Genomic DNA, 9,490 nt, shown 5'->3' with positions numbered 1-9,490 from the left:
CCGGTTTGTACTCGGTGAAGTGCGGCACATCCTCGAAGTTGGCGCCCTCTTGCTGGTGGCAGCTCAGGCAGGCCATGCCCTTGTGGGCGGAGTTGTGGAGTTCGTCGGCTTTGACGTAAACCGATTTACCGGCTTCCGATTCCAACGTTTCATCGCTATGGCATTCCAGGCAAGCCTGGTTCGGGTCTTCATCCTGTGCCGTCGCCACTCCAACGGGCAGCAGAAGCAGCACTGCTATCCATAGGCATCCGAGGAGGATCCAATCGCGTTGCCGTGTAGTCATCATATCAAAGTCTCCGCGATCTCCGGCATTAGCGTGGTAGTTGGTCGCGCCGCAGGCCGCCGGCGAAGATCGGCACGTTGTTTTCGATGAGGTCTTCGCAGCGGTAGGTGCGTCCCTGCGTGCTCTTGAATAAAGTCAGTCCCAGCGAGCAGTCGCAGATCATCCCGACAAAGCAGCGCGCGGTGATCTCGTTATTGCTCGCCACGATGGTGCCGTCGGCGTAGAGCCGGTCCAGTTGCTTTTGGAGGAATTTGGAGTGCCGGCCGCGGATCGCCTGGTAGACGTGGCGCGCTTTGGCATGGCCGCCGAGGGCGGAATACAGCAGCAGGCGGTAGACTTCCTGGTGCTTTTGAGCGCAACTCATGACGTGCTCGGACAGACGTCGCAGGATGACCTCGATATCGTTCTCGTGTTCCAGTTCCTGGTAGAGTTCATCGCATTGCAGCCGGCCCTCGAGCGCATCCAGGACGGCGTCGTAAATCAGTTCTTTCGAGGCAAAATAGCGGTACAGTGCCGGCTCGGTCACGCCGCAGGCGGCAGCCAGTTTCTTCGTGGTAACCTTGTCGTAGCCCTCGACGGAAAAGAGCTTGGTGGCTTCCTCAACAATTTGGTGCCGTCGATCTTCGGCTGCTAACTTCATTCCTACCTCCCGTGATCAAGGACCATCCTTGACCAATTGGGCGACTTTGTAGTTATCACTAACTAACAGGATCGGCGAAGTCAAGCGAAAAATGAGAGATTTTGTTACTTTTTTCACAATCTTGTTAGTGTTTGTGGACAAAGCGGTTGGATTTACCAAGCGCTAAGTTAGATCGAAAAGGCGAGGTAACGGATTGTACGTCCTTCAGCTAAGTGGCGTTTCTCGTAGGTTGTCTGGATCGCCAATACCGGATTTTCGATCGGATTTGCGTACAAATCGTCGATCTTCTGCAGCAATCGCAGCTGTTCTGTTTGGATCACTTCCTGTGAGAACGCGAAGAGATTTGGTTCATCGGTCTTGAGATGAATTGTGCCGCCGGGGATCAGAATCTGTCGATAAAGATTGATAAATCTGGGCGATGTAAGCCGCTTTTTGGCCTTGCCGGCGCGCAAAAACGGGTCGGGGAAGGTGATCCAGATCTCGGCAATCTCCTGCGGGCCGAAGCAGGCGGCGATCTGTTCGATCGGCAACCGTACGAAGGCGACGTTGTTCAGACTCTCATCGAGTGCAGTCCTGGCGCCGCGCCAAAGTCGCGCGCCTTTCAGGTCGACGCCGACAAAGTTGCGGTCGGGAAACATCCGTGCCAAAGCCACGGTATAGTCGCCCTTGCCGCAGGCCAGCTCGAGGGTAATCGGATTGTCATTGTGAAAATAGTCACGATGCCACACTCCGCGCAGGTGGGTTGAGAGCTGGATGACGTTGGGAAAGTTCGCCATTTCAGCGAACCGAAGGAGCTTCTTCTTGGCCATGGCAAGGCAGATTAGGGGTGAAGGGAGAAATTGTCAAGTCGCGGCAGATCAGAGCGGGTGATTCGGCGATGCGAATCACCCGCGGATTCCGCTGTGATCAGCTTGGGCCGTCAGCGCGGCAGTTGCGGCTTGACGCTCATTGGGTACTTGCCTTTGTAGGCGAAGCCGGTGCGCAAGGTGGCCTCGGCCTGAGCATGAGCGTACTCCGCGGCCATCTTCGGATTATAATCCAGGACCGGTGTTACAAAGACGCGGATGGCGAAAGTCTCAAAACCGGGCGACCATTGCCATTCCAACAGCACCTCGCCGGGTTCCGTTGAGACGTCGCGAGCACGCCAGCAAAGTGTGTCCATGTCATCGACGACGTCGATCCGCAGATCGGGCCGGGTCGAACCGGGCTGGAAGTAGCCGACATAAAAGGGGTCGGTATAGGCGTAGAGATTATAGATCGGCAGCACGTTCCATCCCGCTTGCACTTCATACATTGCCGCGTCGGCATAAACCAAATTGTTGGGCACATCGGTACCGGCCAAGTCACTGTAGATGCCGTCATAAGCGAGCAGCTGGATAAACGTATCGGCCTGGCAGAAATTGAGTGCGATCGAATCGACGAAGACGCGATCCTGGCCGTGCGGCATGTGGAAGCCCTTGATCCAGTAGTAATCGAGGGAGTCAACCTCCCAGCACTGCTCAAAGGTGGAATCATCGGAGATCAGCCAGGCGCCGCCGTTGAGGATGTAAATGTCGACCGAGTCGCGGATGACATTGTCGGCGTCCGGGGCATTGATGATGACGACCGCGCGCGAGATGCCGATTTCGTCGAGGGCATCGCGGTCGGCGGTGAGGGTGATCGTCGCGTCGCCCTCGCCCGATGCGGTTGAGAGTTCAAGCCAGCCGCCGTGGGCCGCGGAAGTGGATTTGGACAGGAAGCGATAGCCGAGGGTGAGGTCCCACGGCATCGAGCCGCCGCCGGTGTTGTCGATGGTAAACGACGCGGTGGTGCCGGTGGCGCCGAAATTGATTTTGTGCTTGTTCAGCGTCAGCACCGGCTTCTCGGCGCAGGTGGGACACTCGTCATCACTGCAGCCGGCGACGAACAGCACGGCGCCCATCAGAAACAAAGCGGCAAGCTTGCGGATCATGCATTCCTCCAAAGTGATTTCAGATCTTGGCCTTGAGTAGCGCGAATCCCGTGACAAGGGATCGCAGTGCTTCAAGGATAAGACGCCGGCGGCGGTCAAACAACCAATTTCTATGCGGAAATTTCGGTGTCGCGCTTCTGGCGCAGCCAGGCGGCGGTTTCGGTGACGAGCAGCCCTTCGTTGTCGGCGACGTGGACGTCCACCGGCGAGGCGGCGACGAGGATTTGGCCGTAGCTTTTGCGCGCCATGCGCGAGTCGGTGATAATGACGGCGCCCCAGTCGGTGGCGCTGCGAATCATGCGGCCAAGACCCTGGCGGTACTTGAGGACGGCCTGTGGCAGGGAGATCGTCATGAACGGATTCTCACCGTGCTGTTCGGCCAGTTCCTGCCGCGCCAGTTCGAGCGGATCATCCGGCACGGCGAAGGGCAGGCGGGTGATGAAGAGCAGGCGCAGCAATTCATCGGGCAGATCGATACCTTCCCAGAACGATTCGGTGCCGATGAGTATCGCGTTGCGCAGTTGCTTGAAGCGGTTGAGCAGCGTCTGCGGCAGAGTTTCGGGCGTTTGGACGAGCACATCGCCGGCGCGCGCTGGTTCGGCCAACAGCGGGCGCGCGATTTCATCCACCATGCGATAGGATGTGCACAGCACGAGGGTGGGGAGTTTGGCAGCGGAACGAAAGCGCATGATCAGATTCACCAGCCGCGGGGTGTACTCGGGCGCGGTCGGTGGCGGCAGGTAGCGCGCCAACACGAGCCGCAATTGCTCGTGCAGCGGAAACGGCGAGCGAATCTTGACGCGGTAGGGCTGATGGCCGAGTTCCTCGGTGAGGCCGAGCCGGCGGGCGATCCACTCGAAGTTGTCCTCGGAATCGAGCGTGGCCGAGGTCATCACGACGGCATCGTAACGCGCATACAGCCGCTGTGCCATGAGTTCGCCGACCTTGAGCGGCGCGATCGTGACCCAGACGTCGCCGGAGTCGAGCACGGTTGCCCACATCACATCGTTCGCGGTGCCGGATTTCGGTACGCGTTCGAGGAAAGCGATGTACTTGAGAACGGCATTGGTGGTGCGGCGCAGGAGCGTGAGCGCTTCGGCGTGATCTTCGGCATTGACGGCGGAAGCCCCCTGCTGGAATTTGATCGCAATATCGCGCACCTGCTGGAACTGGAAATGCTCGGTCAGCCAGAGGTCGCAGAGCAGGTCGTGCAGCGGATCCTCGCTCTTGATGCGGACGCGATCCTGGCCACCCGTGGCGCGCGGCTTGAGTTCGCGGCGCATCGCTTCGGCGGTGAGAATCAGGCGCGCGTGCAGGCGATTGACGAGGTTGGTGAAGCCGAGCAAGTCGCCGTCGTCGTCACCGACTGCCTGCCGCAGGATGACCATCGATTTCTCGTCGGTGAGCCGTTCGAGCGACCGGGCGAAGACCAACAACGGCAGGGATTCGGCAAAGGCGTTGATGGCCTCGTTTTCGAGGCGATGAGCTTCGTCGAAAATCGCGTAGGCGAAGCGGCCGAGGATGTCGCCGCTGCCGACGAGGTCGGAGAAGAGCAGGGCATAATTGGTGATCACCGCGCTGGAGCGGGCAGCGTTCTTGCGCGCGCGAAAGGCATAACAATCGTTGTAGAACTGGCAATCTTTGCCGAGGCAGGCGCCCTCGTCGAGAGTGATCTTGGCCAGCAGTTGTTCGCTGTCGGGTTGGTCGAAGATTTCGGTTTCGGTCAAGTCGCCCGATTCGGTGAAGTGCTCCCAGACGATCAGCGCCGCCATCAGTTCCGCGGGAATGCGCCCCATCAACTCGGCCAGGTCGGAGATGAAGATCTTGTATTTGAGCAGGCAGAGATAGTTAGCCAGGCCTTTCAACAGGCTGATGCGAAAGCCGTCGGGGATCAGCGAGCGGATTTTGCGCAGATCGGAGCGGAACAACTGCTCCTGCAGCGACTTGGTGCGCGTCACGATGACGGCGCGGGCGTCGTGCTCGTGGCAGGCGGCGATTGTCGGGAGCAGATAGCCGATCGATTTGCCGGTGCCGGTGGCGGCCTCGAGCAGCAGCGCTGTGCGCTGTTCCAGCGTCTTGAGCACGGCCTCAACGTACTTGGCTTGTCCCTTGCGCGGCTCGTAACCGTCGATGGCCTGCCGCAGCCGGTTGTCGTCGGCGAAGAGCAACAGGAGATCGTTGGCGGTCAGCGATGCGCCGCTGGTCAGATTTTCGAAACGGTCGAGGCTGATCTGGGCGGCCGGATCGATTTCATACTCGACCGGCGCGGCCGGTTTGCCCACGTGTTCCCACCAGGCTTGGTACTGCTGCGGCAGTCCGCGAAACACGGTGCGCAACGGCCGCGCGACCGCGGTCGGCAACTCGCGCGCGCGGGTGGCGATGATCTCGACGAGTCGGGCTAGTGCTGCCGGCGGCGGCGTGCCGGCGGCAATGCGAAAGGCCGCCTCGTAGTCGCGCAGTTCGGCGGCGATGATCGTGGGGAAGAAGAGACGCAGCAAGAAGCTGAGGTCGACCAGGGGCAGGCTGCCGAGGAAGCCGTCGATGCGGAGCCATTCGCGATCGGTGGTCAGCAGTTCGCGGTTGCGCAGGAGATAGCCGGAGCCGCCTTGCAGATCGAGAAAAAACTTGTCGGTGCGCGCCGTGCTGACCGGGACCTCCGGTTTCTCCGGAACGATCAGGGTATCGACGATCTGCGGCTGGCCGTCGACGAGGCGGAAGCGCTCAATCGAGAGCAGCCGGTTTGAAGCGCGCGCGGCTTTGAGATCGCACCAAAGCAGAACAGCATCATCGCGGCTGGCGGACGGCATGGGTTTAGTGGAAGCGCAGCAGGTTTGGCCGCGTCTGGTAGATGTAGGAAATGGTCACGATCCGGTCGACCCGGTCGATGTTTTCGATGCGTAAGAGGGCGTAGCAGCCGCTTTGATCGAGCGCGAGCACGACCTCATTTTCCGCGATCGGAAAAGTCGGTTGGGGCTGTGGCGGGCGCTCGATTACCTGCACTTTGGACAGCGGTTGTCGGGTGTGCAGCGGGAACAAGTTGGTGGTGCGCAGGACGTTGTCGATCCGGTTGGGCGAGGCCAGGTAGAGGCTGCCGCGAATCACTGCCAGATAGATGTCGTTGTCCAGATCGTCAGTGGGCACCGATTGGCGGCGGCGAAACGAGAAGCCGCTGTCTTTGCCTTTGTACGATTCGCGCAGTTGAAACGTCCCCTGCGGGCGGGCGACAAAGCGAATCGTATCAGTCGGGGCCGTCTCGATATCACCCGGATAGACCGTCGTGACGCAGGCACGATACTCGGTTCCCGCGCTAAGCGGCTCGACCTTGTAGGATTCCACGGCGTGGTCGGGATTGTCGTCGCCCGGATAGGGCAACGGCGAGACGGCGACCAGGCTGTCGCCGGCGGCAGCGATGTAAATATGATAGCCGGAGATGATGCGGTTCTCGGGTTGATTGGTGGTCCAGCGCAGAGTAGCGGAAAGATCGCTCAGTTCGGCGCGCAGGTCGGTCGGCGGAATCAGCGTCGTTGTCGGTGGGGATGGCTTCGGCGGCTCCGGTTTGGGTGTGGTCGCGCAAGAACCAAGCATCAGCGACAGAACGGCAACGGCATATCCAATAACCCGCTTCATTGATCAATCCCGATTACAGCGCAGTCGCCCGGTCCTTACGACAGATGGCGTTTTGGCGGGCCGACATATTCAGCATTGGTGTCGCCGAGTCGACGCATTGGTTTCTGCGTCATTTTCTCTTCGTAGGCGTGCGCCACGAGCCCGACAATGCGCGACATCATGAAGAACGCTTTGCCCAAGCGCCAGTCGAAGCCCATATCCGAGGTCACGGCGGCGATGCCGCCGTCGACATTGATGGGCAGCGGCTTGCCGCCGTCGGCGAAGACTTTTTCGATCGCCAGCGCCAGCGCGGTATGACGCCCGCTGAAATTGTGTTTCTTGGCGATGGCAAAGAGCCGTGCCGTGCGCGGGTCGGCGGTGTGCAGGCGGTGGCCGAAGCCGGGCATCCGCTGCTTGCGGGCGTTGAGATCGTTCAGCAGATCCGCCGCGAGTTTCGCCGGATCGCCGTCCTTCTTCGCCCAGTCCTGCAAGATGCGCGCCGACTGCTCGATCGCGCCGCCGTGGACATCACCGATGGCCATGATTCCGGCTGCGACAGCGGTGTTGAGGGAGTTGCCGGCCGACATCACCGTGCGCGCCGCCAGCACCGATGGCGGTGTGACGCCGTGGTCAACCGACGAAACCAAGATGGCGCGGAACATTTCGGACTCCGCCGGCGTCGGCAATTCGCCCTTGAGAACCAAGAAGATGGTGTCGCTGAAGCTGGTGCGCTCCATCAGTTCGGCGACATCGTAACCGCGCACGCAAATCGAATTCGGTGCGATTTCGCTGATGGCGGTCTGCCATTTCTCCTCGCTCACTGTCCACCTCCCGGCTGCGCCTGCTTCTCGCGTTCCGCTTCCTTTTCAACGGTGTGTTCCGGCAGGAAGGCGACCCATTGTTGGTAGAGCTGGTCGGGATTGATCTTGAGCACGTTCTTGAGCGTCGTTTCGATGTCCTCCTGGCTGCCGTAGATTTGCATAAACTTCTCGTTGCCCCATTCCCAGAGCATAAAGGCGCACAGGCTGGCGGCCTCGATCTCCCGCATCGTCGGCTTCAACTGGGTGTAACCGGCGTCGTAGACGAGCGAGTCGATCGGATGGAGGATACCGTCGACGACAAAGTTGTTGACGGCGTGGTGGTAGTTGCGGCCGGTGAAGTCAAACAGCACCGGCAGGCCCTCGCGAATGAAGGCAAAGCGCGATTGTCCCTGCGGCAGGCGGCTCATCACATACTCGGCAATCGGCCGTCCGAACGCCGGACCGTAGCCGTAGTACAGCTTGTTGTCGACCATGAACGGCTCGGTGCGCGAGGTATGCGCGGTGAAGGTCGGCATGTCGTGGTAGCAGTACATGTCGATCGGCACAGTCGGGTTGTACATCAGCATCTGCGAGATGAAGCGGTAGATCTCTTCGGCTTTGGAACGCATGGCGGGCGCGTACAAGCGCATGGTGTCAGTCGGCTCGAAATAGAAATTGACCAGTTGCCCGCGTTCGGAGCCCCAGACAAAATTCGGCGGGCGCATGCCGGTCGCGGGGTCAATGGCTTGCAGCGGTTGCGGTTTGGTTTCGGCTTCCTCCTTCTTGGAGCAGCCAACCATGACCAGCGCGCAGCCCACGATCGAGAGCATTTGGAAAAATCGCAGCATCAGTCCTCCCAAGGGTCGCTTCATAATCAGGGGATGATACCAGTTTCGAGGTGCTTTGTCAATCACAGCGCCGGCAGCCGGGGAAGCAGATTCTCGTTGTCAAACCGCACTCCAACCTGCATTTTGGAGTTCGATATTAGAACAAACGACAAACGCTGACAGGCGAGCCGGTCGATTATTCAGAGGCTTGCCGTTGAGAGTCGAGAGTTACTGCTGGGGATGACAAAGGAGCCGTGATGAACGTTCGTTTCTTGGGGAGCGTGCTGCTATTGCTGGCGACACTGATTCTCGCCGGCTGCGGCAGCGACGGTAACCCGGTGTCGCCGGGACCGGCGGCGGATGAGTACGATGCCGACGTGGCGATTGGTTGGGTGCAGTTGACGATGGATTTGGTCAAGGCTGAGCGCCTGAGCCCACCGGTGGCAGCTCGGCTCTATGGCTACACGACGGTGACGCTCTACGAAGCCGTGGTGCACGGAATGCCGGCCAATCGTTCGCTGGTGGGGCAACTCAACGACCTAAGTGAACTGCCGGAATTTGGCAACGACCGTTATCACTGGCCGACGGTGGCCAATGCCGCGGTAGCGACGATTTTGCGCAGTCTGTTGGCGAATTCGACCTCGACGACGCTGAATGCGATTTCTGCCAGAGAGGACGCCAACAATGCTGACTTCGCCGCCGAAACGGATGAGGCCACGCACACCCGCTCGGTGGAGCGCGGGAAGCTGGTCGGGCTGGCAATTTTCGGCTGGGCGCTCAACGACGGCTATCCAACGTTGAACAATTGCGCCTGGACGGCGCCCACCGGCGCCGGAATCTGGGCACCGACGCCGCCGGCGTTTGCCTCCGCGCTGCAGCCCTGCTGGGGCAATCTGCGGCCATTCGTGCTCAGCAACGGCGCGCAGTGCTTGCCGGGACCGCCGCCACAGTATTCCGAGGCGATCGGATCGACGTTCTATAGTGAGATGATCGAGGTCTACAACACGACCAAGATCCTAACGGCAGAGCAACAGGCTGTCGCTAATTTCTGGGCGGACAATCCTGGCGCCACGATGACGCCGCCGGGGCACTCGCTGTCAATTGCCGGACAGGTGCTGGAGCAGGAAGGTGCCAATCTCGGACAGGCGGCGGAATGCTATGCCAGAGTCGGGATGGCGGTGGCGGATGCTTTCATTGCCTGCTGGTACACGAAATATGAGTATCTGTTGCTGCGACCGATCACCTGTATCCGCGAGCTGATGGATGACGAATGGACGTCGCCGATCGCGACGCCGCCGTTCCCGGAATATACCTCGGGCCACTCGGTGCAATCGGGTGCCGTCGCCGAGGTGTTGACGGCGATGTTCGGCGACGACTACGCCT

The 9,490-nt window shown here is 60.2% G+C and carries 9 protein-coding genes; 1 reads left to right on the top strand and 8 read right to left on the bottom strand.

What is annotated here, in order from left to right; genetic code table 11:
• The 8 genes from IT585_14085 to IT585_14050 form a co-directional block, all read right to left on the bottom strand.
• Positions 1 to 286: hypothetical protein (locus IT585_14085; GenBank protein ID MCC6964377.1), on the bottom strand; the 286-nt coding region annotated here is incomplete at its 3' end.
• A 25-nt stretch (positions 287 to 311) separates the two neighbouring features.
• Entirely contained in the window at positions 312 to 923 is a 612-nt protein-coding gene (locus IT585_14080) for a TetR/AcrR family transcriptional regulator (protein MCC6964376.1), read from the bottom strand.
• A 167-nt stretch (positions 924 to 1,090) separates the two neighbouring features.
• Positions 1,091 to 1,732 (bottom strand): tRNA (guanosine(46)-N7)-methyltransferase TrmB, encoded by a 642-nt coding sequence (gene trmB, locus IT585_14075; protein MCC6964375.1) that lies wholly within the window; start codon positions 1,730 to 1,732, stop codon positions 1,091 to 1,093.
• A gap of 110 nt (positions 1,733 to 1,842) precedes the next feature.
• Entirely contained in the window at positions 1,843 to 2,874 is a 1,032-nt protein-coding gene (locus tag IT585_14070) for a BACON domain-containing protein (GenBank protein MCC6964374.1), read from the bottom strand.
• Between the two features lie 110 nt (positions 2,875 to 2,984).
• The gene (locus IT585_14065; protein MCC6964373.1) at positions 2,985 to 5,681 is read right to left on the bottom strand and encodes an ATP-dependent DNA helicase; all 2,697 of its coding nucleotides are present in this window, start codon (positions 5,679 to 5,681) and stop codon (positions 2,985 to 2,987) included.
• Between the two features lie 4 nt (positions 5,682 to 5,685).
• Positions 5,686 to 6,501 (bottom strand): fibronectin type III domain-containing protein, encoded by an 816-nt coding sequence (locus IT585_14060; protein MCC6964372.1) that lies wholly within the window; start codon positions 6,499 to 6,501, stop codon positions 5,686 to 5,688.
• 35 nt (positions 6,502 to 6,536) lie between these two features.
• Positions 6,537 to 7,301, bottom strand: a complete 765-nt coding sequence (locus IT585_14055) for a citryl-CoA lyase (protein ID MCC6964371.1) — start codon at positions 7,299 to 7,301, stop codon at positions 6,537 to 6,539.
• On the bottom strand, positions 7,298 to 8,128 hold the full coding sequence (locus IT585_14050) for a hypothetical protein (protein MCC6964370.1): 831 nt from the start codon (positions 8,126 to 8,128) through the stop codon (positions 7,298 to 7,300). Before IT585_14050 ends, IT585_14055 begins: the two co-directional genes overlap by 4 nt.
• A gap of 236 nt (positions 8,129 to 8,364) precedes the next feature.
• Between IT585_14050 and IT585_14045 the strand changes: the two genes are divergently transcribed.
• Positions 8,365 to 9,490, top strand: a 1,126-nt coding sequence (locus IT585_14045) for a vanadium-dependent haloperoxidase (GenBank protein MCC6964369.1), incomplete at its 3' end; no start/stop codon positions are given.

It is taken from the genome of Candidatus Zixiibacteriota bacterium (genome assembly GCA_020853795.1).
Classification (GTDB): domain Bacteria; phylum Zixibacteria; class MSB-5A5; order CAIYYT01; family CAIYYT01; genus JADJGC01.
Note: the sequence above shows the minus strand (reverse complement) of the source record. Positions and strands in the feature narration are given on the sequence as shown.